This is a genomic window from Bradyrhizobium sp. Unk1, from assembly GCF_059512345.1.
In genome coordinates this window covers 1-21,416 of record NZ_JCAMOP010000026.1, presented here as the reverse complement: position 1 = coordinate 21,416, position 21,416 = coordinate 1, and the positions used below count along the sequence as shown (strand labels likewise).

Below are 21,416 nucleotides of genomic sequence, written 5' to 3'. Positions count from 1 at the left end.
CTGCGGATGTCTCGCAAAGCACGTTGCCGGAGACGTCGAAGTGACCTTGCGCGCGCCATCGCCGCTGGAGCTGCCGCTCGACATCCTGACGGGAACTGACGGCGACGTCGAACTACGCGAGAACGATAGGCTGCTTGCGACAGCGCGGGTCGCGAGCATTGATGTGCCGGATGTTCCCGGGGTGAGCTACGAGGCGGCCGAAGCGGCGGTCGGCAGAACACCCTACGACGAGCAGACCCACAACCTCCCGACATGCTTTGTTTGCGGCCCTGCGCGTGCCCATGGCGATGGTCTTCGGATCTTCGCAGGTCCGCTGGAGGTGGCGACGACCTCGGGGAAGCCGGCCGTATTCGCGGCGTCCTGGGTGCCTCATCGCAATCTTTCCGGCGGAGATGGCCATGTCGCGTCCGAATTCGTCTGGGCCGCTCTCGACTGTCCGACCGGCTATTGTAGCGTGGGCGCCCGTCACCTCGGATTGAACGGTAACGAAACGGCTCTGCTCGGTCGCATGGCTGCACGGATCGATAGCCGGCCGCGTCCCGGGGATCGTTGCGTGGTGGCGGCCTGGTCGACCGGGCGGGAAGGTCGCAAGCTCTTTGCGGAGAGCGCGTTGCTGAGTTCGGATCAGGAGGTGTTGGCGGTCGCACGAACCACGTGGCTGCTGGTCGATCGGCAGGTTCAGCTCGGAGCAATGGCATGAACGTGAGTGGGAGCAGCGTATGACCAGCCGCGAAGCGGACCTCGAACTTCGTCAGTCCATCATCGACGCTTGTCGCGAGATGGCAGCGCAAGGCATCAACCAGGGAACGTCCGGAAACATCAGCGTCCGGACCGACGACGGCATCCTGCTCACGCCGTCCGGTCTTCCATACGACCGTATGAAGCCGGAGGACATCGTGGCCATGAAATGGGACGGGTCATGGACCGCGTCGGCCGGTAATGTTCCGTCAACAGAATGGCGCTTTCATCTCGACATCCTGAAATCGAAGCAGGAGGTCGGCGCTGTCGTTCACGCGCACCCGATCTTCTGCACGGTCATCGCGATCATGAATCGCGCGATCCCCGCCATTCACTACATGATCGCCGCGGCCGGCGGTAACGACATCCCGTGTGCACCCTATGCTCAATACGGCACGGCTGAGCTTTCGCAGTCGGCCCTGAACGCGCTTCGCTTTCGGCGCGCCTGCCTGCTCGCGCATCACGGACTGATCGCCGTAGGTCCCAACCTGCGCAAGGCCATGTGGCTCGCGGTGGAGGTCGAAGTGCTCGCCAAGCAGTACCACGGTTGTCTTCAACTCGGCTCTCCTCCGCTCCTGCCGGACGAGGAGATCGACAGCATCTTGAGGCGATGGGGGCAGTACGGCCTGCGCGATAGCAACGGCGCGCCCAAGAGTCCCCAGCGGTCAAGCTAGATCCCGGTCAAACCACTGTCCTGCGAGAACTCATGGCTTACACTCACGACGTCAGCGTCTGCGGTACGTACATTCTGGATATATTGGGGGTGCCGGTTACCGAAATTCCGCCCGGTGGCGGCAGGCTGCTGATCGAAGAAATTCGGCTCGCGGTCGCCGGAACCGCCGGCGGAACGGTCGTCCCCTGTGCGCGTCTCGGTCTGAAAGCGCTCGCGGTGGGCGCGGTCGGCTCCGACGAGAAGGCTGACTGGATGCTGAGCGCGATGCAACGCGAAGGCATCGATACTTCCGTGATGGAACGAATGGCCGACAGTCCGACGTCGGCCACGATCTTACCGATCCGGCCCGACGGCTCGCGTCCGGTCATGCATGCAAGGGGAGCGTCCGCCCGCTGGCGGATCGCACCCGAAACGCAAAAGGCCGCCTGTCGGAGCAGAATTCTGCATCTCGGCGGAGTTGGATCTTTACTCGCCATGGACGGAGCGCCTTCCGTCGCGTTGCTGCGGGACGCAAAGGCGGCCGGTTGCACGACGACGCTCGATCTCATCCAGGCGCGGCGTGAAACGCGTGCGCTGGTCGAGCCGCTGCTGCCCTATGTGGACTTCTTCATGCCGAGCATCGACGAGACCAATGCCATGGTCGGAACCGACGATCCCGCAGCGTGTGCGCGGTTCTTCATCGACAAGGGGGCGGGAGCCTGCGCCATCTCTCTTGGGGCCGATGGATCGTTCGTGATGACACGCGACGGACGTCAATTTACGTTGCCGGCTTTCGAGGTCGCGGTGCGCGATACGTCGGGATGCGGTGATTCCTACACCGGAGGCTTCATCGCCGGGCTGGTCCGCAACTGGGACTTGCTCGACTGTGCGAAGCTTGCGACCGCGACCGCCGCGATCGTCGCGACGGGTTTGGGTTCGGGCGCCAATCTCGTATCGTTCGAAGACACGGTCACTGCCATGAACACGCTCCCGGTCAGGAAGCCTGTTCGCGCGTAATCGTTCCACACAATCAAAAGACGTCATCCAAACAACAGGGGAGAACGCAATATGGCCCGACATGCAATCGTGACGGGAGCGAGCCGCGGAATTGGTCGCGCGATTGCCATTGGCCTTGCCAGGCGCGGCTACGATCTCGCGCTGACCGACATCGCTGCTCAGGAGAAGGTCCTTGTGGAAACTGTCGCGGAGATCAGGGAGCTTGGCGGCCGCTGCATCCCGGTGCTGGGCGACGTCAGCGATATCGGCGACTGCAGACGGGCGGTGGCCGAAGCCGCGCAAGGTCTCGGGCATATCGACGTCCTCGTCAACAATGCGGGGATACTCAGGCTGGCGACCATCGACGAACTGACGCCCGACACCTGGGACCAGACGTTCGCCGTCAACACGCGCGGCGTGTTCCAAATGACCCAGGCAGTCGTCGCGCATATGAAGGAGCGCAGGTATGGGCGAATCGTGAACATCGCTTCGCTCGCCGCCCGAACGGGCGGTCCAGGGCAGTCGCACTACGCTGCATCCAAGTCGGCCGTAGTCGGCTTTACGCGGGTTTCGTCAATGGAGTTCGGAGGCCACGGCATTACCGTCAATGCCGTATGTCCGGGCATCATCGTGACGGAGATGGGGCTCAACAATCTCCGGGATCCGGAGAGGGTCGCCTATTTCGAGAAGGTCACGGACCTGCATCGGCTGGGGCAGCCGGAAGATGTCGTAGGTCCCGTGGCGTTTTTTGCATCGGATGATTCTGCGTTTGTGACCGGCCAAGCCCTCAACGTGGACGGAGGTATCTTCTACAGCTAGAAACCAGATAGTCTCGGGAGGAGCGCACCATCTATGCGCTATAGCGACCCTTGGCGGACCATTCGCAACGCTTGCATGCGAATCGAAGCCCATTGCGGCTGAGGCCGCGTCGACCCTGGATGTCTCCGTGTAAAACCATATTCGGGCTTTGAAGCGATAATTTGAGCCGCGTGCCGACGCGGGTCGCGGAGCCGGCGGTGCGGAACCGGACGTTCTCTACAGAACTGGCGCTCGCCGAAAAGTCTTCAACCTTGTCCGGGAAATATTCCCGTTTTGCGGATAAAATTACCGGAGACGGAGGGAGAGCTGGATTTGTCGATCGTGCCGTCATCCATCTGATGTAGGGCGATCGACGGATCAAGGACACTGCCATCGTCACACCGGATGGGAGGCCGTTGTTCCGTACCGGTACGAAATGGATCGAGAACGGGGATCGGGTTGCGCTCCTAGGAGCAAACGGTACGGGCAAGACGAGGCTGATCGAGCGGTTGCGGGCGGCTGTTGCGGGGTCCGATCCGGATATCCGTGTCGCGACGAGCCTCAAGTTGGGATATTCAAATCAGGCGCTATCACAGCTCGAGATGTTCAAGACCCCGCAGGAGGCGTTCAAGAGCCTGAGCAATCTCCCGGATCACCAGGCGCGCTCCCTGCTCGCGGGCGCCGGCGTCGGCATAGACGCCCAAACTGCGCCCATACCTCGCCTTTCGGGGGGCAGCGAGCGCGGCTCGCAATGCTTCTTCTGCGCTTGCTCCAGCCAAACTTTTACCTTTTGGATGAGCCAACCAATCATCTCGATATCAACGGGCAGGACTCGCTGGAAAGCGAGTTGGTCGAGCATGGCGCGGCTTGTCTTTTGGTCAGCCATGATCGAGCGTTTGTCCGAGCCGTGGCGACGCGAATCTGGGTCATCACAGGTCAGCGACTTGTCGAGGTTGATGACCCGGTACCGGTCTTTGACAAGCTGATGTCCAGCTGATCCTGCATTGCCTGGCGCGTTGACTAGTCTGCGACCTGCTCAGGCCGAATTGAGTTAGTCGCAAGAGTACGAAGGACCACCGATGACCGACGCACTCGTGCTTGGTGCCGGCATGGCAGGCGTTTCAGCCGCTCTCATGCTGCAGAGACGCGGTTGGTCGGTCGCCCTTATCGACCGGCAAGCGCCGGGGCGGGCAACAAGTTTTGGCAACGCAGGAATCATTCAGAGCGAGGCGGTTGAGCCGTTCGCGATGCCGCGAGACTTGCGCTCGCTTTGGAAGATCATCCTGGGCAACACGAACGACGTGCACTGGCGCTTGCGGCACCTCGGGCCGCACGTTGGTCCGCTTCTGAGTTACTGGTGGCACTCCGGTGGATCGCGCTACAGACAAGCGGTGGAGGTTCATTCAGCTCTCGTCGCTCGAGCTGCAGAGGCACACGCTCCCCTCATTGCCGCTGCAGGAGCAGAGAGCCTGGTTCGTCGCGACGGATTTCGCGTCTTGCATAGAACTGAGCGCGGAATGGACCAGGAAGCAGCCGTTGCGGAGAGGTTTCGTGCCGATTACGGCGTCCCCTACCGTGTGCTTTCAGCGGCGGCACTCGCAAAGGCGGAGCCGGGCCCAGAGCAGCCGGGGTCTGCTTAGACTTGTTCACGAGCGTCATTGGCTCAACAAACATCACTAGACAGATAATTTGATTGGGTTGAGGGCTCGTCAGCGGCTTTGCTGGTCGATCACCAATCAGCCATCCGAAATTTTTTCGCCGTCAGTCGTTGACTCCGAAATGTTGGTATTTTTGTTGGTATCGCGCGTACCCGCCGCGAAAAAGCAAAGCAATTTCAGATTGTTATGTGCCAATTTCCATTACCTCGCGGGTAATGGAAGGGCTGAAATCCGCATGCTAGGTTTTTGACCATGAACGCACACGCATCCACGGCACAGGCCGAACGCAGCCAGCCCGTCCATATCGGCGACCATTTGCGCGAATGGCGGCAGCGCCGCCGCATGAGCCAGCTCGATCTGGCGGGCGAGGCCGAGATTTCCGCGCGGCATCTGAGCTTCGTCGAGACCGGTCGCGCCGCGCCCTCGCGCGACATGGTGCTCAGGCTCGCCGAACGTCTCGAGGTGCCCTTGCGCGAGCGCAACGTGCTGCTGGTCGCCGCCGGCTATGCGCCGGCGTTCCAGCAGCGCCCGTTGGAGGATCCCGCGTTGAAATCAGCCCGCCAGGCGATCGACCTCGTGCTCAAAGCGCATGAGCCCAATCCCGCGCTCGCGGTGGACCGGCACTGGAACCTGGTCTCCGCCAACCGCATGGTGGCGCCGCTGCTCGACGGCATCCCGCCGCGGCTGCTCGGCCAGCCCTTCAACGTGCTGCGGCTTGCCTTTCATCCGGAGGCGCTGGCGCCGCGCACGGTCAATCTCGCAGAATGGTGCGGGCATTTGCTGGAGCGGCTGCACCGCCAATGCGAGGCAACGGCCGATCCCGAGTTGATCAAGCTCTATAACGACCTCAAGAGCTACCCCATCCCGGCGCGCTCGGGGCCGCTGTCGAGCGACAATGTCGCGATTCCCTTCAAGCTGCGCCATGGCGGAGAGATACTAAGTTTCTTCTCCACCACCATGGTGTTCGGCACACCTGTGGACATCACGCTGTCGGAGCTGGCGCTGGAGACGTTCTTCCCGGCCGACGAGCGCACCGCCGAGCGGCTGAAGCAGATGGCAGCAGCTATGACCTAGCGCCCTTGCCTCGGAGCGGGTTCGGCTTATCTTCGGCTTATCTTGGGTCAAACCCGCATCGCCCGAAGGAGGCGCTCATGAGCACGTTGAAACCGCTCCAGATCGATGTCGTCTCCGACGTGGTGTGCCCCTGGTGCTATATCGGAAAACACCGGATCGAGAGCGCGCTCGCGCTCGTGCCCGACGTTCCCGTCAAACTTAATTTCCGTCCCTTTTTCCTCAATCCGTGGGTGCCGCGCGAGGGCATCAGCCGCGAGGACTATCTCACCACCAAGTTCGGCTCGGTCGAAGTTTATAAGGGCATTGCCGGCCGCGTCGTCGCGGCGGCCAGCGAGGAGGGCCTCGTCTACAAGCCCGAACTGGTCGCGCGCCAGCCCAACACGACCGACTGTCACCGCCTGATCCTCTGGGCCGAGGCGATCGGCAAGGCGCCCGAGATGAAGCAGCGGCTGATGGAGCTGTATTTCCGCGACGGAGGCGACCTCACTGACGTGAACGTGCTGGTGCAGGCGGCCGCCGATGTCGGCCTCGATGCCGACGACGTGCGCAAGCGCCTCGCCACCGACGAGGACGTCGCGCGCGTGTCGGCCGACGCGCAGGAGGCCGCCGAGAAGGGCATCTCCGGCGTGCCGACCTATGTGTTCGCGCAGAAATACGCTGTCTCCGGCGCGCAGGATCCGAACCTGCTCGCCCGCGCCATCCGCGAGGTCTCGGCGGAGATCAACGCGCAGGCGGCGGAGTAGCTTCCGCCTATTTGCGGAGCAGGCGCACCAGGCGTCGCGCGCCGTCGTGCGCGACGTTGAGGCCAACCAGCGCCGCGTGAATGAGCGCGACGACCGGATCGTGACGCCGCAGCGGAATCAGCACGTCGCCGATGGCAAAGCGCCCGCGCCAGATCGGGTTGATCATGGGGTGGTCGGCGCTCGCCGTGGAGTCCGCGCTGGCGATGGCCGGATCGGCGCAGAGATGGCGGGTAAGGTCGAGCGTGAGCTGCACGCCCGGCGAATATCTTGCAAAGCGTTCGTCGATACCGAGCTTGAAGAAGAAGGCGCGGTCCTGGTGGCGCAGCACGATGCCGGCTGCCACCGGCGTCGTGCCGGCGCGCAGCGTGATGACTTCGCACTGCGCGGTCTCCGCCAGCGCGGGAACCGCGCGGCGAATGAAAGTCGCATCGCCCGCATGCTGGATCAGCGCGGTGCCGCGCTTGCCTTTCCAGCCACTGGCCTCGAGTTGCAGGAATGTTTCGAGTGCCGGCCCGATCTCGTCGGGCTTGCGCGCGACCTCGAACGCGACGGGCCCGTGCTCTTCGAGGCGATGGCGCTGGCGACGCAGCTCCTTGAGCTTCTTGGCGCCGAGCGCGCCATGCAACAGCGTTTCACCATCCTGCGTCGCGTCGAGGCTGGCGCGGATGTAGGAGGAGAGGATACGCGGCCTCAGGCCGTCGCGATTGAGAACGTCTTTGAGCGAACTCATCGCCGCGCCGTCGAGCGCAACGTCGTTCAGCACGAGCGCATGCGCTCCGGCCTCGCGCGCCTGCTGCAACAGCCGCGTGGCCGCTTCGATCGGCATATCGCGGTCGATCAGCGGGCTGCACAGGGTGCCATAGGGATGCGCGCTCACCAGCGCGGGCAGGGGGATCTTTAGGGCGTGCCAGAGCGAGACCACCGGCATCAACCCGATCAGCCGCGCCGACGAGCCGTCGAAGGCGGGCAGCGCCGAGGCGTCCGTGCGGCCGCGTGCGGCCTCGCTCACGGCGAGCTCCCAGCCCGGCAGGTAATAGCCGTTCGGCTCGATCACGCGCTGCGCGAGCGCGCGCCATTGGCCGGGATCGATGGACGTCAGGGGGACGCGCGCGCGCGTTGCCGCGGCAGCCCTTGCCGATGCCGGATTGATCGCTGCCTGATGCGCGATATCGACCACGTCCCGTCGTTCCCCGTTCAGAAGGTCAGGCTTAGCGCAAAGGTTGGAAAATTCCGTTGGGACGCCGCTTCAATTCGAATGGTAATATTAACGTCTCATTGAGCATTCGGGCGACAGGCCGCGGCGTGCCATGATAGAAGCTCTCGAGCTGGAGGATCACAATGATCGCCACACCTTTCACGCCGATGGCGTCGCTCCTTGGTGGCGCGTTAATCGGACTGTCCGCCGTGCTCCTGATGTGGGCGACGGGACGGATCGCCGGTGTCAGCGGCATCGCGGCGCGGCTGTTTCCGCCTTACGAGGACCGCGAGTTCGCCGGCCGGCTCGCTTTCGTCGTCGGCCTCGTCGCCGCGCCCATCCTGGTGCGCATCGTCAGCGGAAGCCTGCCGGTGCAAACGATTGCGGCGGGAACGCCGGTGCTGGTCGTCGCCGGATTGCTCACGGGCTTCGGTGCGGTCTGGGGCAGCGGCTGCACGTCCGGCCATGGCGTCTGCGGCCTGTCGCGGCTGTCGCTGCGCTCGCTGGTCGCGACCATCTCCTTCATGTCGGCGGGCATCGCCACTGTCTTCGTGATGCGGCACTGGGAATGACGACGATGGCAATCCTCATTCAATTCGCGATCGGCCTTGTCTTCGGTATCGGGCTCATCGTCTCCGGCATGTCGAATCCGGCCAAGGTGCTGAACTTCTTGGACGTCGCCGGCATTCCCGCCGGAACGTGGGATGCGAGCCTCGCCTTCGTGATGGCAGGTGCGGTCGCGGTAACCTTCATCGGCTTCAGCCGTGTCTTGAAACTCGCGCGACCGTTTTTCGCTGACCGCTTCTACGTTCCGACGCGAAAGGACATCGATTCGAGAATTATCGTCGGACCCGCCATCTTCGGAATCGGATGGGGGCTCGCAGGCTTTTGTCCGGGCCCCGCGCTCACCGCGCTCGGATTCGGCTCGGCGTCCGCTTTCATCTTCGTCGCCGCGATGTGTGCCGGCATGGTGCTCGCCCGCTTCATCGCGCAGCTCCCGTCGTCAACGCGCTTCGCCACGCCCGCCGATCCGCTCGAAACCTGACATGGACAGGACCGGGCGAGTGGATCTCGTCCGGTCCTGTCCTGTTACAGCTTCAGTGACTACCAGCGGTCGCCGCCGACACCGACGCCAACGCTGACTCCGGGCGCCCGAATTCCGACGCCGCCGCGCGGACCATCGTCCCAGTCGCGATAGGTGCGGCGCTCGTAATAGCGATCGCGCGGCATGGTGTTATAGGAGTCGCGCACGATCACGCGCGAGCCGCCACGGGTGCGATAGCAATTGCCGGCATCGTCGCAGACCATCCGGACCTGCTGAATGAGATCCGGGCTGGTGTATTCGCTGGTCGTATAGATATCGGCGGCCTTCGCGCCGCTCGCCGCAGCGAGGGCGCCGACGCCAGCCAGCAGTGCGATCGTGAATGTCCTCATCGTGTCCTCCTCCGAAACTGCCCTCGGTGGTAACAAGAAGGGGAGGCGGTGATCGTTCCGGGTCGAATTACGGGTTTTTCCCGGAACCGGAGCGCGTGTCGGAGAGATTTGTTCCTAGATCGGCTCGTAGCTTTCCGTCCCGCAGATGTCGTCGGCTTCCGCGCGGCGGCGATCGACCACTTTTCCGCCTGAGATCGTCACGATGTAAATCTGGGTGCCGAGCGTGGAGCCGGTGGCGGAGGTGAGCTGCGCGCGGACGCAAGCGGTCCAGCCCGGTCCCCGCACCTCCCGATGGGGCGGGGCGACGTGCACCTCGCGCGGATAGGACGTGTTGAGGAAAACCACGTTGATCTGCTCGCGGACCACGCGCTTGACGTCAGGGGGCGCTTCCGGGGGCGGCTGCTCGGCTTCCTTCAGGCGCATGAACTCGGGCACCGGCGCGCGGCTGTCGGCAAAGCCGCAAGAACCGAGCGCCAGCGCGCCGGCCAGCAGCGCCGCATGAGCAACAATCCGCAACATCCGTGAAGGTCCCCCGCGGGCCAACAGATAGGCAGGAATACGATCCAGCAAAGTCCCGCCCGATCAAGATTTGCTGAAACCCCGGCCCCTCCGGCATTTGCTATTATGGGATTGCAGGCTAGTTTGTGCCCCAGACGGGGGGATTGCACCAATGAGGATTTTGGTCATCGCGGCCGCAGTGCTGGCGCTAACGGCTGCGTCGGCGCAGGCGCAGGGCCGCAGCAGAGGCCAGCCGAACGAAGCGAAGTCGGACAACAAGCCCAAGGTCGACGAAAAGGCCTACAAGGCCGCGCTGGAGCGCATTCCGGAGCCCAAGGAGAAGTACGACCCGTGGAGCGGAGCCCGTCCGGCTGAACCTGCCAAGAAGCCCAAATAAATGAGGTGGGCGGTGGCGACCCGTCTGTGTCATTCGGCCGCCGTCATCGTGTTCCTCTTGTTTTCGTCGTGGCCAGGCATCGCCTGGGAGAGCTGGGGTGGCGATCCCGGCGGCTCACGCTTCTCGCCATTGCGGGAGGTCACGCCCGACAATGTCGGCAATCTGGTTCGGGCCTTCGAATTCCATACCGGCGATCTCGCGGCGCGGCCGCCCGAGGTGATGCGGCGAACCAAATTCCAGGCGACGCCATTGTTCGTCGAGGACAGCCTGATTTTCTGCTCGCCCTTCAACGAGGTGATTGCGCTCGATCCCGGCACGGGCGCGCAGAAATGGCGCTTCGATCCGAAGATCGCGACCAATCAGCGGCCCGCCAACCGCTATGTCTGCCGTGGCGTGACCCATTGGATCGACGATGAGGCGCCTGCAGATGCCGCCTGCCGGTCGCGCATCTTCATGGGCACGAACGATGTCCGCCTGATCGCGCTGGATGCAAAGACCGGGATTCCCTGCGCGGGTTTCGGCACCGGCGGTGAGGTCAGGCCCGATATCGGCATGAAGCTGGACTGGCCCGGCGAATTCCAGATCACCTCGCCGCCGGCGGTCGGCCGCGGTGTCGTCGTGGTCGGCTCCGCGATCGGCGACAACCGCCGCGTCGACGCGCCGAGCGGCGTGGTGCGGGCGTTCGATGCGCGCAGCGGCCAGCCGCGCTGGACCTTCGAGCCGCTCAAGCGCGACGGTGTCGAAGCCGGTCATGCCAATGTCTGGGCGCCGATGTCGGTCGACGCGGCCCGCGGGCTGGTTTTCCTGCCGACGTCCTCGCCGTCGCCGGACTTTTGGGGTGGCAAGCGGCCGGGCAATAACGAGCACGCCAATTCGGTGGTCGCGCTGCGCATCGAGACCGGCGAGGTCGTGTGGGCATTCCAGACCGTGCATCACGACGTCTGGGATTACGATCTGGCGTCGCAGCCGACGCTCACGCGTATCGACACCGGAGACGGCCAGCGCGATGTCGTGATTCAGCCGACCAAGCAGGGATTTGTCTTCGTGCTCGACCGCGATACCGGCAAGCCGGTGTGGCCGGTGGAAGAGCGCGTCGTGCCGCAAGGCGGCGCGGAAGGTGAACGACTGTCGCCGACGCAGCCATTCCCGACGCATGTGCCGCCGCTGACGTCGCAAAGAATCTCGACTGAGGACGCGCTCTCGCTCCTCCCTGGCCTGGGTGGCTCTGCTTGCGAAAGACAGTTCGCGGAGGCTCGTAACGAGGGGTTGTTCACCCCGCCCTCGACGCAAGGCACGGCGGAGTTTCCCTTCACCGGCGGCGGCGTCAACTGGGGTAGCGCAGCCTTCGACCCGGTCAACCAGATCCTCTACGCCAACACCGGCCGCGCCGTTCATCTCATCAAGCTGATCCCGCGTGCGGAGGCCGCTGGATTCGATCCGCCGCCCGGCCATGATTTCGGCCAGCAGAAGGGCGCGCCGTTTGCAATGTCGCGTGCGGTGGTGAAATCGCCGCTCGGGCTGCTCTGCAACAAGCCGCCTTGGGGCGAGATGGTCGCGGTCGATCTGAAGGCCGGCAAGATCCTCTGGCGTTCGACGGTCGGCACCACGGAAGACCTTGCGCCGCTCGGCGTGCCGCTGCCGTGGGGCGCGCCGCTCGTCAACGGGCTCGCGGTCACTGCAGGCGGTCTCGTCTTCACCGGTGCGATGGACGCCTATCTGCGCGCCTTCGATGCGCGAAGCGGCCGGGAGTTGTGGCAAGGCCGGCTGCCGGTGCCCGGCGTCGCCAACCCCATGACCTATCTCTGGAAGGGCGAGCAGTATGTCGCGATCGGCGCCGGCGGTCACTCCGAGGTCGGCACCTCGATCGGCGACAGCGTCGTTGCGTTTCGCCTGGCGCGGCCGGGTGAAGGGCCGTCGCTGTGGTCGCGCACCATCGATCGTCCGGGCGGACGATTTTGGGTGTCGTCGTCAGCAATTGTGCTCGCGATCATCGTGCTGATCATCGCGAGCCTGCGCTGGCGTCGTCGACGTCGTATAAAGCAAGCATGATGCTGCGTTGTGGATGCGATGCGAACGGTTGTTCACATCGCGCACGCTATCGTACGAAAGCGAGGCCGATGCGCCTATCATTGCGCCATACGGTGCGGCAATTCCTTACGAAATTGTCGCGCGCGATCGAGAGCGTGAATGATTGCGGCAATATGACGGGGGAATCGAGGTCGATCGCCGCGCCGTCTTCCGACATGTTTCGCACCGTGCAGGCGATGCCGCTGCTTTCAAAGGTGATCGTTCCACCCTTGAAAACACGGTAACGCTGCGCTGCTCGTTTCTCGATCATCGGCATTAATCCATAACGATGATTGTGAAGTAGTGCATAGAAATTACGTTGAAATAAACTCAATACTGGCGCTACTTGCACAGCGCTTCAGACTTCGTTTACGACGTTGGAGCGGTGAGTCACTTCCCGCCGACTTTCCTCACAACCCCTTCCTTTATGGCGTTACGCGCCGATGGAGAATATTGATGAAGACCACGCTTTCGCTTCTGTTCGCCGCAGCGCTCTCGCTGTCGTCGATGCCCGCCCACGCCGTCAAGTGGGACCTCTCGACCATGACCTGCAAGCAGTTCCTCGAGAGCGGCGAAGACAACATCGCGGTCGTGCTGACCTGGATGGACGGCTGGTACAAGGGCGACGAGGACAACGCGATCATCGACACCGAGGTGTTCATCGAGAACGCCAAGAAGTTCGGTGCCTATTGCGGAAAGAATCCGACCGTCAGCGTCGTCACCGCGGCTGACGAAATTCTCGGCAAGTAATTTTCGAAGCGGACCGAAGCGCGGATGTATCGCGCTTCGGTCTGTTGCTTCGACACGATCGTGATGAAGAGCCGCGGTGCGCCTTGCGCTCACGCGGCTCTCGTCTTTTTTTGCTCAGCCCGGCAGCATCGCGAACGCGCTCGACACCATCGCCACCTGTTTGTTGTCGGTGGCCGAGAGCAGCGTGACGCGGCCAAAGCTCATGGTGCGTCCGAGCCGCACCACGCGGGCATCAGCCAGCACGTCCGACGAGGAGACCGCACGCATGAAATGCGTGGTCTGGTCGACCGTCGTCATCGGACGATAGCCGCGATTCGCGGCGAGGTTCGCGATCACCATCGCGGTATCGGCGAGCGCCATCAGCGCCTGGCCGCACACCACGCCGCCGTTGCGGCACAACCGCTCCGAGAATGGCATGCGCAGCAGCGCGCCCGGCTGCCAATCCGGCACGTCCGGCGGCGCGAGGTGCTCGATGCGTTCGACGGCGAGGTTGAGATCCTGGACCCAGGGCGCAAAAACCTCGCCGAGTATGCGTCTGGCCTCAGCGATGCCGAACTCGGCTTCTGGCTGCGATGGCATTGCTGTCGGTCCCCCTGTGTTGCCGGATATTTCGGCCATTCTGCGCGCATCGGCGCGGCAAAGTCACCCGGTCTTCCGTCGGCTCTGTTGGCTTGAAAATGCCTGACTTGGCCCGATATGATACCGGGCTTGGGAATGGGTGGGCGATGTTGCGTCGGTGTGTCCTCGTGTTTGGGTTGATAGCGCTAGGTCTCGCGCTGGACGGGTGCACCAGATGCGGCCCGATTTGGGACGACTGGCTGCAGGCGCCGAAATCGTGCAGATCGGACCGGCTCTAGCGCGCCATTCGGCCCGAGCGGGCCGTTGACAAGGACGACAAGGCGCGGTTGACCCGCCCTTCAGGAATGATCGAGGAGTCAATGATGAAGCTTTTCCCTGTGGCGGCGGTGCTGCTGGCCGTGCTGGCGGGACCGGCCTACGCGCAAATGCCCAATCTCAATTTGCTGCAGGAAGGCCCGGGCAAGACCCCGGAGGAAAAGGCCGCGGAGGCCGAGCGTGACAAGGCCTACAAGGAAACGCTGAAGAAGATTCCGGACTCCAAGGCGTCCAACGATCCCTGGGGCGGCATGCGTTCCGACCCGCCGAAGCAGGCGGCTGCGCCGAAGGCGTCGGCCGCAACCAGCGCGCCCAAGAAGAAGTCCGGCACGACCGCCAATTGACCTTCGGCCCGATCGGAGGCGGTTGATGCCTCCGGCCGGGACTCCTCTTCGGCCGGCCTGCTTCCTACATCTTCGAGAGCGTATTGCGTTGAGGAGGAACGGCATGGCTGATCGTCCGCGGGATCTCGCCGAGCGGATGGCGCGCCGGCGCAAGATGGGCGGCAAGCCGGGCGAGCGCGGCGGCGATGGCTTCTTGCGTGAGACTTTCACTCTGCCGCGCCCGGCGGCGCGGGCGAGGGCGGAGGCATTCTTCGCCCGCTACCCCAAGGCCGGCTATATGAGCGCGGTCGAGACCTGGCGCGAACTGCCGGGCGGCGAGATCGAATTCACCATGCGGCGGCTGCCCAGCGCCGACTAGGCGTCAAGTCTCCTCGAAGGATTCGGCGACGATGCGGATCCGGAACACGGGCTCCTTGGCCTCGTCCAACAGCTCCATGTGCCATTCGGAATTTTCGTTGAGCTTGCGCGCGAGGCCGGCGGCCATGTCGGCGCAGATGCTGGTCATCATCTTCCAGGCGGCATCGCGATCGGCAAATTCCGTCGCCTGGTCCGCGCAGCCGGAATAGCGGCCGTTCCGAATTCGAAAAAAGTAGCGCGGCATGACTGGCACCGGTCACATGATGGTCCCGCCTCCCGGGCCATGGGCGCGCGCAGTGCAGTCCCAAACCAGGGACAGATCAATTCCGGGCCGCTACGGACCACACCTCGCGGGCGCGCGTGGCTGCTGAACCCGGCTGGTTCATTCATGCGGTCTTGCGCCCGATCGCCTTCAAACGAAATTGGGCTCCGAAAACCGTGCACGGAATTCGGGCAAGGCATGGCAATTCACCCGGTCTTGCCGTGCAACCGTCCACGCAGAGGAACTCTGTTCATGGTCGGAGAACCACGGAACAGCCGGACGAATGCGAGCACAGGTGTGGTCGATACATTTCCACTTTTGCGTGTCATGTATCTATGCTCTGCTTGTGAATGACGGTTCGAGCGCGATGTCACGAAGGGGAAGGTGTGAGCTGGCTGAGACATCTTGTGCTGCGCTGGGGTGCACGGAATTTCTCGCTGACCTGTCCCCATTGCCAGCATCCCGCGTCCTCATCGAGCTTCAGGCGCGCGCGCTTCATGCTCGGTGACGAGACGCTCGTCTGCGAAGAGTGCGGCGAGACCAGCGTCGTCACGTTCTGGCGTTTCGAAGGACTATCGAGCCGGCCCGATTGCACTGACGCGCTGCGGCGCGCGCGGCTGTCCGATTCGCGGCATTGATCCAACGCCGGCCAACTTTCCCGCTGCTCGGTGAAGTGGCCGGCACGCATGAAAAAACCCGCTTGGGGAGAGCCAAGCGGGTGAAAGGTTATTGGAGGCTGAGGTGCTGGGCTGCAACACCGTAGCCAGACGACCCTAGCCGGTTGAGCTTACGACAGCCTGACAGGGCCGGCCGATCGGCATTCAACCTGCCGCGCGTCTGCGCCCGCAAACAGAAAACCCCGCTCGGGGCGGAGCGGGGTCCTCGACTGTGTATGGAGGCCCGGTGTTGGTCCACCGGGCGCAGCCAGACTAGGAGACCAGGCTTACGGGTGCCTGACGGCGGCTCCGGAATCCGCGTCGCGAGGCCGCAGACTGGCCTCGCACACGTCCCAATTTGGCCACCCGATCGCACCACTGGAGCCACACCCCTCGGCGAGATTCCGCATCGTCGGCGCCGCCATGGGGGAAACGTGGTGCGCCGGCAGCGGGGTGGCATCATGGATAACGTAGAGCGGTCATTCGCCGCCGCGACGGCGGCTGGCTTCGTCGTGCTGGTGATCGGCCTCGTGCTGCTGGCGCTGCTGTAAGGCGTACCGGCGGACGGCAGCCAAGGCCGGACCGGGCTAAAGCAGGCGCTTCGATCCTGGGTGGGCACCCAGGACGCCGCCGCGCCCTTTCAAAATATGGAAAACAACCCCATGCACAGTAGGGGGTGGCGCGATTTCGTTGTGCGATCAATGGCTTAGTTGAGGCATTTGGTTGCCATTTGCTGCGCGTAACGGCGCGCAGGGGCGGCTACCCGCCCATCGCGGCGCCAGCCTTGGTCAGATCATCAGGAGCCCGTCGGCAGGCTCAGTGGAGCTTGATCTCACCCAGGGGGAGGCGGAGTTCGGCGGCGCGCTCTTCGCGGTCCTTCTTGCGAAACTCGTTTTCCTTCCGCTCGAACTTCACCATCTCCTCGTGCGCCGCCTCCAGGAGGAGCGTGCGCCGGACAGCATTGGGGTGCGTGTCTTCCGTCATGTTCCAGATCCCCATGGTTGCGATCACATCCCGAAGAAAGCCGGACACCGCAGAAAGGTTCGATGCCGCAGGATTGCGGAATTATGACGGCGCGCGGCGGCTGCGTCTTTGATGCGCGTCATCTTCAATCGAAGGGTGACGAATGCGGAGGATCGGCAAAAATCAAAAAGGCCGCCAACCGAGGCGGCCTCTCATCATCTTTGAATCCCCAGCCCGGTAGCGGCAAGGGTTCTCACGGCAGGGCTTCTAACGACAGGGCTTCTAACGACAGGGCTTGCCAATCATCTGGGCGTGCCGGCTATGGCAGCCGTCGTGCAACTGAGACTTCCTCGTCACCTTTGCGCCGACCTTCGGGGCGCCCGATGCCGTCGCGGCACCTGATATCTGGGCTTGCGCCGGCACCGAGCCGGCGAGGACAGAGAGCGCCAGAACGATCTTGAGGATTGCCTTCATCATGCCTCCTGAGGTTGTCCGAACGGTACGAAAAGTAGCGCTACCAATGTGAGCGTTACACAATGTAGCGTTACATTCAAGTTCGTTCCGAGGCATGTCGACGAACCGTTGCCCTCGACGCGGACCGAGACAGGGCAAAGTGGAGGGAGCAAAGTGGAGGGGGCAAAGTGAAGCGGATCGCTTATCCCAGGTGGGGTTGGGCGAGCGCTCCGGGGAATGGACCGATCAGGCGGGACCCTTCAAAGCGCGCCCGGGACTAAATCGATGCATGGTGAGACGGGGAGGCCGCCCAACTGAGGCGGCCTTGCTCCGTCGCGACGTGCACGCCCAATGTGGCGAGCTGTGGCGGCCTATTGCTTCGTCGTCGGCGGCTCGAAGATGAGGGCGGCTTGGAACACCCGCCCGGCGTCGGTGCGGACTTCGATGGCAACGTCCGTTCGATCCTCGTGTGCCGCCAGGTCGCGCGCGAGGCCGCTCAATGTCTGCGTCGCCTCGATCTCTGCTTCGCGCTGGGTTCGAAACTCCAATCCCTCTTCGTCGGCGTAGAGGCCGGTGTCGTCTCGGATATCGAAAAAGTACCGGACCATGGCGCCGCCTCTCAGTGAGAGTACAGGCGCCAACCCCGCCTCGAGAGGACGGTTCCTAATTAGTTCGGTGGCTGCAATGCGGGTGCTGTCCCAAGAGGCAATAGGCGACCCCGAGGCTTGGTCGGCTCCCGTCGGCCGATGTCGATCGGCTTTGCGTCCAGCTACAGCTGTGGCGGCGTGACCCTTGCTTCGTCTCTCGTAAGGGCGGCCAGCCTATCCAATTGGCTAGCTACGCCAGTTAGGCTCCGGGCGATGTTCTTCAACAGGAAAGCCCTCTCCACCGAAACGCCGGAGGCTTGAGAGAGGGCCTTGTAATGATTTGCGAGTTCTTCGCATTTAGCAGCGTCGATCATAATTGAGCCCATCTATGAAACGGGTCAACAGCTCATCCCTAATACGGTTCCCACGCGGGCGCTGACGACCCTTGGCGTTGCAATACCTCGTATCTTACCACAGGTATTCGCGGTCAAGTTGTGTTCTGCGCCACAAATCAAGCGACAGGCCGGGAAACAGTCTCGTACCTAAAGACGGCCCCGGCCGGTGGGGCTTGATAGGGGTGAGGGCCGGGGCCGCTTGGGGATGCTTGGCCCTTGGCAAAGACCAAGCGAATCCGAGTTTAGTCGACCCTCACCGCGCCTCTGTTCGTTTCAGCACATAATTGCCAAATTTTCCTGACCCGCATTCACATGCGCAAATGCATCTCGAGGGCGGCACGGTTTCCCTATCGTCTGCCAATTGGCAGGCGACGGGGACGTGCGCGTTTGCCTGACCGAGCACTCTCGCAGAGCAGATTTTTCATTGGGTGGCATCGGTTGGAGGATCTCCGACCGAGAGCGCAAGGGCCTGGCGATCATTGAAACAGAGTTTGCAGCCAATCTGACAGGGGGACAGGCCGAACGGCAGCTGCATCAGCTTCAGGGCTCAGCGGACGACTGACTGAGCCCGGGGCCCGAGCCGTCCCTTGGAGCCGCCGGCCTGGGCGTCGCACTTCCCATTGGCCAGCGGTCCATTTGGACTGCGCCCGATGTCTATGCGGGCGAGCGGCCGTCAAGTCCGCCGCATTGCCAAAAGTTCCCGCGACCGATTGGCCACGGCAAACCCTGCTGCGCCTTCGCATGCGCCGCCAACCGGGGCGGCGTGAAGGGCAAGCGATCCGATTGGCGCATGCCGGCGCGACGCTGCCGGGTCAGCGGTGGCGCTCAAAAGAATTCCGACGTGCAATGAGCTAGCCCCGGTAAGCTTACAATCACGCCCGGTGCACGCACCCAGGCTCGGATCGCCAAATTGGCCGCCTTCAAAACCGAGGGGCGCAAGATTTGAAGCGCATCGCGGATCGTTGCGCCCAGGGGCTGCTGAAGGATCCGTGTGCGCAGCCGGGCAACCCGCAATGCACGCACCATCGTTTCAGGATCGGGAAGTCCGCGCTTATCCTCCAGAAGGCTCCAGGCGAGGTGTTTGAGTTCGATGGTCTCCTGGTCAATCTGAGGGAACGATCCCAATGCCGTGATGCTCGCGTGGTTGGTCGTGTCGTAGAACACAAGACCGTCGTCGATCGCCACCATGTCGCCCTGGCAGGCGAGATCGAGAAAGAACAGTTGGTCCACGCCCCAACTGATCGACTTGTAGTTTCGCATCAGGCAACCGGTCTGGATGACCCTGCCGTTGATCAGCAGGGTCGACGGTACAATGCCAAGCCGTCGGGTCTTGCCCGCCAGATAGAGATCCGCCAGGCACTGCTGGCCCGAATACAGATAAATCTGGTGTCCTCGCCGGTACCTTATGCCGCTGTCCTGGACCAGATGGGACGTAGAGGTCATGAATGCAGCTGCAGGGTACGTCCTCGCCATTCTCGCGAAAGTCGCAAGCGATCCTGGCGCGAGCCAATCGTCGTCGTGCAACACTTTGATCCAGTGGCCGCGACATGCGAGCATCGCGTTGTTGGTATTCTCGACCTGGCCCCGGCCGCGGTGGTTCTCGATGACGCGAATGCGCCGATCGCTCCGCGCGTGCTCGGACAGGATGCTCCAAGTCGTGCCTTCTGGTCCTTCGTCGTCGCTGATCACCATTTCCCAGTCGGCGTGCTCCTGCTGCAGCACGCTTTCAATCGCACGGCGCACCATCTCCGGTCGGCGGAAGGTTGGGATTGCCACCGAAATGAATGGGCGGTCTTCTGAACTGTGGGAGCTATCGAACCGCTCGGCGTGCAGTTGATCCATTCCGTCGTACCTCACTCATCGAAGCGGTCGTGAACTGGAAGTGGCAGACCCGCCTCGGGCTTGAACCTGTTCGCAAACACATTGAGCATTCTCGAACCCAGCGAACGAGGCGCCGTGAATGCTAGAATGCTAAGGAGACGATCTCGACGTGGTCATCGTCCATTCGCATGAGATTTGTTCCCGCAGGCCGCGACGTTTCGAAGCGGCCGACGTGGAAAGTTTGCCGTCCGTGCAGTTTGTGCTGTGCAGTTTGTGTCTTGGCCTCACCGATCAATAGATGAGGTTGTAGTCCTACTGTTCCACCCCTCTCAGGTGCAGTCACTAGGTTGGATATGCTGCGCCTGAGGCGTAGGAGTTGTCTGGCAGCTTGCGAGCTTCGCTGTGTCGGACCCAACGTCGCAAGGTCCGCAATGCGCTCTTCCTGCTCGGCGATATGCCGCCGCTTGCCTTTGGCGACGCTGGGCTTGATCCAAATGACGGAGTTGCATGGCGCAGTCCATACGCCAAGACAAACCAAATCAGGCCACTTCGAAATTCAATTTGGGCCAGTGAGGCCGGAAACAGGCCGGGACCACATCAATGAAGGAGGCCGCCAACTGAGGCGCCTTACTTTGCTCCGCTGGACTTTATGGCTTGCTCAACCTCATCGGCCAGCCTGCTAAAATGTAGATTCAGTCTATCGTAGATTTCGCGCTTGACCTTGTCAGTCGCAAGGTCGCGGATCAGGGCGGCCTCTGCCGCGTCCTTCCGGAGCTTTTCGATTGAAGCCTGGAAGTCCTTCATTTCGGCGGCTGCAAGCCGGGAGATCGCGCCCAATCGTCCAGATGGTTCGCAACGTCGGCTTGCCGCGCCTTTCTAATCAGGGCCTCTCGCGCCGGACCCGGTGGAAGCTTGCCGGCCTGCTCTTGAACCTTCTTGGACCAAGCTGCTAGCCGATCTTGAAGAGTGATCTGCTGTTTGACACGCCGCCGGTTGAACATGGCGCGCTCCTTTCCATGAGAGGAAGGCGGGAGCGCTGTGACAGGCGATCTCATCACAGATAAAAGCCACGATCCGGTCTGTGATGCTCCATTAACGCACTTCGAGCCGGCGAGTTCTGTTCAAAATTGTACACAGCACCGGCCACTCACATCTCAAACCAGGCCACTGAGGTCGGAAACAGGACAGCGCCCGGATTTTGGTGCTGTCCGTATTTGACCCCGGTGTCCTAAGTTGAAATTGGCGATGTCCTAATTTCCATTGAGGCAGATCAACGCAATATGACACCGCAGCATAAGCATTGGCCCTCCAACAGGGAGGGATCGCATTGCGGTACGTAGTCGGACTGCTTCTCCTTGGGTTAGCTGTCGGTCCAGCATTGGCCCAGAAGGCCAAAGAGCCCGCCCTTATTGAGCGAACACGACCGGGGGTAACCTACGAAGATTGTGTGGCCCGGTGCCAACAATGCGGCTCGGGCAGAAACCCAGATTGCGTCAAAAATTTCTGCACTGGCTACCCCCATCGGAAATCAGGCGCGAAGCCGCTACCGATAGAGTGTCCACAAACGGATTAGGGCCTGCTCATAGTAACATGAGAGGCCGTCTCAGGGTCGTGCCCCCAGAGGTGGTGTAGCTCGGTAGAGCAAAGCCGCCCGGACGCGCGCCTCAGATAGCGCCGTAGCGGG

General features: G+C 62.8%; 27 protein-coding genes. 16 read left to right on the top strand and 11 right to left on the bottom strand.

What is annotated here, in order from left to right; genetic code table 11:
- Positions 1-40: 40 nt before the first annotated feature.
- The 8 genes from AC5ZFO_RS29265 (at position 41) to AC5ZFO_RS29230 (ending at position 6,659) form a co-directional block, all read left to right on the top strand.
- A complete protein-coding gene (locus tag AC5ZFO_RS29265; protein ID WP_308777020.1) occupies positions 41-700 on the top strand; it encodes a hotdog family protein in 660 nt (219 codons plus the stop codon).
- Between the two features lie 19 nt (positions 701-719).
- Entirely contained in the window at positions 720-1,412 is a 693-nt protein-coding gene (locus AC5ZFO_RS29260; RefSeq protein ID WP_282523059.1) for a class II aldolase/adducin family protein, read from the top strand.
- 32 nt (positions 1,413-1,444) lie between these two features.
- Positions 1,445-2,407, top strand: coding sequence for a carbohydrate kinase family protein (locus tag AC5ZFO_RS29255; protein WP_282523060.1), 963 nt, complete (start codon positions 1,445-1,447; stop codon positions 2,405-2,407).
- A gap of 51 nt (positions 2,408-2,458) precedes the next feature.
- Entirely contained in the window at positions 2,459-3,205 is a 747-nt protein-coding gene (locus tag AC5ZFO_RS29250; protein WP_282523061.1) for an SDR family NAD(P)-dependent oxidoreductase, read from the top strand.
- A 730-nt stretch (positions 3,206-3,935) separates the two neighbouring features.
- A complete protein-coding gene (locus tag AC5ZFO_RS29245; RefSeq protein ID WP_282523062.1) occupies positions 3,936-4,181 on the top strand; it encodes a P-loop NTPase family protein in 246 nt (81 codons plus the stop codon).
- An 82-nt stretch (positions 4,182-4,263) separates the two neighbouring features.
- On the top strand, positions 4,264-4,824 hold the full coding sequence (locus tag AC5ZFO_RS29240) for an NAD(P)/FAD-dependent oxidoreductase (protein WP_282523063.1): 561 nt from the start codon (positions 4,264-4,266) through the stop codon (positions 4,822-4,824).
- 270 nt (positions 4,825-5,094) lie between these two features.
- Positions 5,095-5,916: a helix-turn-helix domain-containing protein gene (locus AC5ZFO_RS29235; protein WP_282523064.1), complete on the top strand. Its 822-nt coding sequence runs from the start codon at positions 5,095-5,097 to the stop codon at positions 5,914-5,916.
- Positions 5,917-5,993: 77 nt separating this feature from the next.
- Positions 5,994-6,659: a DsbA family oxidoreductase gene (locus tag AC5ZFO_RS29230; protein WP_282523065.1), complete on the top strand. Its 666-nt coding sequence runs from the start codon at positions 5,994-5,996 to the stop codon at positions 6,657-6,659.
- A 7-nt stretch (positions 6,660-6,666) separates the two neighbouring features.
- Here AC5ZFO_RS29230 and AC5ZFO_RS29225 read toward each other — a convergent pair whose 3' ends face one another.
- Positions 6,667-7,836 (bottom strand): GNAT family N-acetyltransferase, encoded by a 1,170-nt coding sequence (locus AC5ZFO_RS29225; protein ID WP_282523066.1) that lies wholly within the window; start codon positions 7,834-7,836, stop codon positions 6,667-6,669.
- Between the two features lie 161 nt (positions 7,837-7,997).
- Here AC5ZFO_RS29225 and AC5ZFO_RS29220 point away from each other — a divergent pair, with 161 nt between their 5' ends.
- Together AC5ZFO_RS29220 and AC5ZFO_RS29215 are read left to right on the top strand one after the other, a co-directional pair.
- Positions 7,998-8,426, top strand: a complete 429-nt coding sequence (locus AC5ZFO_RS29220) for a YeeE/YedE family protein (RefSeq protein ID WP_282523067.1) — start codon at positions 7,998-8,000, stop codon at positions 8,424-8,426.
- 5 nt (positions 8,427-8,431) lie between these two features.
- Positions 8,432-8,899: a DUF6691 family protein gene (locus tag AC5ZFO_RS29215; RefSeq protein WP_282523068.1), complete on the top strand. Its 468-nt coding sequence runs from the start codon at positions 8,432-8,434 to the stop codon at positions 8,897-8,899.
- A gap of 59 nt (positions 8,900-8,958) precedes the next feature.
- On the opposite strand, the gene AC5ZFO_RS29210 is transcribed toward AC5ZFO_RS29215, so the two are convergent.
- Positions 8,959-9,288, bottom strand: a complete 330-nt coding sequence (locus AC5ZFO_RS29210; protein WP_282523069.1) for a hypothetical protein — start codon at positions 9,286-9,288, stop codon at positions 8,959-8,961.
- A gap of 114 nt (positions 9,289-9,402) precedes the next feature.
- Entirely contained in the window at positions 9,403-9,807 is a 405-nt protein-coding gene (locus tag AC5ZFO_RS29205; protein WP_282523070.1) for a hypothetical protein, read from the bottom strand.
- Between the two features lie 151 nt (positions 9,808-9,958).
- Here AC5ZFO_RS29205 and AC5ZFO_RS29200 point away from each other — a divergent pair, with 151 nt between their 5' ends.
- Together AC5ZFO_RS29200 and AC5ZFO_RS29195 are read left to right on the top strand one after the other, a co-directional pair.
- On the top strand, positions 9,959-10,183 hold the full coding sequence (locus AC5ZFO_RS29200) for a hypothetical protein (protein WP_028152662.1): 225 nt from the start codon (positions 9,959-9,961) through the stop codon (positions 10,181-10,183).
- The gene (locus AC5ZFO_RS29195; RefSeq protein ID WP_282523071.1) at positions 10,184-12,232 is read left to right on the top strand and encodes a pyrroloquinoline quinone-dependent dehydrogenase; all 2,049 of its coding nucleotides are present in this window, start codon (positions 10,184-10,186) and stop codon (positions 12,230-12,232) included.
- A gap of 46 nt (positions 12,233-12,278) precedes the next feature.
- Here AC5ZFO_RS29195 and AC5ZFO_RS29190 read toward each other — a convergent pair whose 3' ends face one another.
- Positions 12,279-12,527, bottom strand: a complete 249-nt coding sequence (locus tag AC5ZFO_RS29190) for a PilZ domain-containing protein (protein ID WP_282523072.1) — start codon at positions 12,525-12,527, stop codon at positions 12,279-12,281.
- A 179-nt stretch (positions 12,528-12,706) separates the two neighbouring features.
- Here AC5ZFO_RS29190 and AC5ZFO_RS29185 point away from each other — a divergent pair, with 179 nt between their 5' ends.
- Positions 12,707-13,000 carry an HdeA family protein gene (locus AC5ZFO_RS29185; RefSeq protein ID WP_014494092.1) on the top strand — a complete coding sequence of 98 codons (294 nt, stop codon included), beginning with the start codon at positions 12,707-12,709 and terminating at the stop codon, positions 12,998-13,000.
- Between the two features lie 114 nt (positions 13,001-13,114).
- Here AC5ZFO_RS29185 and AC5ZFO_RS29180 read toward each other — a convergent pair whose 3' ends face one another.
- A complete protein-coding gene (locus AC5ZFO_RS29180; protein WP_282523073.1) occupies positions 13,115-13,579 on the bottom strand; it encodes a PaaI family thioesterase in 465 nt (154 codons plus the stop codon).
- Between the two features lie 362 nt (positions 13,580-13,941).
- Between AC5ZFO_RS29180 and AC5ZFO_RS29175 the strand changes: the two genes are divergently transcribed.
- Both AC5ZFO_RS29175 and AC5ZFO_RS29170 read left to right on the top strand, forming a co-directional pair.
- A complete protein-coding gene (locus AC5ZFO_RS29175; RefSeq protein ID WP_282523074.1) occupies positions 13,942-14,238 on the top strand; it encodes a hypothetical protein in 297 nt (98 codons plus the stop codon).
- 103 nt (positions 14,239-14,341) lie between these two features.
- Positions 14,342-14,596: a hypothetical protein gene (locus tag AC5ZFO_RS29170; protein WP_014494095.1), complete on the top strand. Its 255-nt coding sequence runs from the start codon at positions 14,342-14,344 to the stop codon at positions 14,594-14,596.
- A 3-nt stretch (positions 14,597-14,599) separates the two neighbouring features.
- Here the strand turns inward: AC5ZFO_RS29170 and AC5ZFO_RS29165 are convergent, their stop codons facing one another.
- Positions 14,600-14,839: a DUF6894 family protein gene (locus AC5ZFO_RS29165; RefSeq protein ID WP_282523075.1), complete on the bottom strand. Its 240-nt coding sequence runs from the start codon at positions 14,837-14,839 to the stop codon at positions 14,600-14,602.
- A gap of 404 nt (positions 14,840-15,243) precedes the next feature.
- Here AC5ZFO_RS29165 and AC5ZFO_RS29160 point away from each other — a divergent pair, with 404 nt between their 5' ends.
- Entirely contained in the window at positions 15,244-15,495 is a 252-nt protein-coding gene (locus tag AC5ZFO_RS29160; RefSeq protein ID WP_282523076.1) for a hypothetical protein, read from the top strand.
- 834 nt (positions 15,496-16,329) lie between these two features.
- On the opposite strand, the gene AC5ZFO_RS29155 is transcribed toward AC5ZFO_RS29160, so the two are convergent.
- The 5 genes from AC5ZFO_RS29155 to AC5ZFO_RS29135 all read right to left on the bottom strand — a co-directional run bounded on the left by AC5ZFO_RS29155 (position 16,330) and on the right by AC5ZFO_RS29135 (position 20,536).
- Positions 16,330-16,497, bottom strand: a complete 168-nt coding sequence (locus tag AC5ZFO_RS29155; protein ID WP_282523077.1) for a hypothetical protein — start codon at positions 16,495-16,497, stop codon at positions 16,330-16,332.
- 261 nt (positions 16,498-16,758) lie between these two features.
- Complete coding sequence (locus AC5ZFO_RS29150; RefSeq protein WP_282523078.1) at positions 16,759-16,950, bottom strand: hypothetical protein; 192 nt, start codon at positions 16,948-16,950, stop codon at positions 16,759-16,761.
- Positions 16,951-17,300: 350 nt separating this feature from the next.
- On the bottom strand, positions 17,301-17,537 hold the full coding sequence (locus AC5ZFO_RS29145; RefSeq protein ID WP_282523079.1) for a DUF6894 family protein: 237 nt from the start codon (positions 17,535-17,537) through the stop codon (positions 17,301-17,303).
- Between the two features lie 1,199 nt (positions 17,538-18,736).
- Positions 18,737-19,753, bottom strand: a complete 1,017-nt coding sequence (locus AC5ZFO_RS29140; protein WP_282523080.1) for a glycosyltransferase family 2 protein — start codon at positions 19,751-19,753, stop codon at positions 18,737-18,739.
- A 606-nt stretch (positions 19,754-20,359) separates the two neighbouring features.
- Positions 20,360-20,536: a hypothetical protein gene (locus AC5ZFO_RS29135; RefSeq protein ID WP_282523081.1), complete on the bottom strand. Its 177-nt coding sequence runs from the start codon at positions 20,534-20,536 to the stop codon at positions 20,360-20,362.
- Positions 20,537-21,416: the final 880 nt, after the last annotated feature.